Source organism: Pseudomonas sp. BMS12 (assembly GCF_001592875.1).
Lineage (GTDB): Bacteria > Pseudomonadota > Gammaproteobacteria > Pseudomonadales > Pseudomonadaceae > Aquipseudomonas.
Map to the genome: position 1 here is coordinate 1 of NZ_LSOF01000001.1, position 706 is coordinate 706.

The 706-nt window shown below is 67.4% G+C and carries 1 protein-coding gene; it reads left to right on the forward strand.

Annotated features, from left to right (window positions below; translation table 11 throughout):
* A partial coding sequence (tssI, locus tag AYB31_RS00005) for a type VI secretion system tip protein TssI/VgrG (RefSeq protein WP_236715485.1) occupies positions 1-706 on the forward strand: 706 nt, incomplete at both ends.

Sequence of the window (706 nt, forward strand, 5' to 3'; positions counted from 1 at the left end):
AGCCCTTCGTGTTCGAGCTGACCCTGGTCAGCGAACGCCCCGATCTCGACCTGGCCGCCCTGCTCGGCCAGCCGGCGTTTCTCGCCCTGGATGCGCAAGGTAACGGCATCCATGCCCAGGTACACAGTGCGGCGCAGGGTGACTCGGGCCAGCGCCTGACCCGCTACCACCTGACCCTGCGCCCGCAGCTGGCCTGGCTCGGCCACCGCACCAACCAGCGTATCTTCCAGCACCTGACGGTGCCGCAGATCGTCGCCCAGGTACTGGAGGAGCACGGCATCCTCGAAGGTTCCGGCCAGCGCTTCCAGCTCGGCGCGGTCTACCCCGAGCGCGACTACTGCGTGCAGTACGACGAGACGGACCTGCACTTCATCCAGCGCCTGTGCGAGGAAGAAGGCATTCACTACCACTTCCAGCACTCGTCCGAAGGCCATGTGCTGGTGTTCGGCGACGACCAGACCGGCTTCCCCAAGCTGGCTGGCACCGCCTACCAGCAGGACTCCGGCCTGGTCGCCGACGACCCGGTGATCAAGCGCTTCGCCCTGCGCCTGGCCACCCGCACCAGCCGCGTCACACGACGCGACTACGACTTCGAGAAACCGCGCCTGCAGCTGGAGGCCGCGCACAAGGGTGATGCCCAGCCAGACCTGGAAGACTACGACTACCCCGGCCGCTTCACCGAGCGCGCCCGCGGCAAGCACCTATC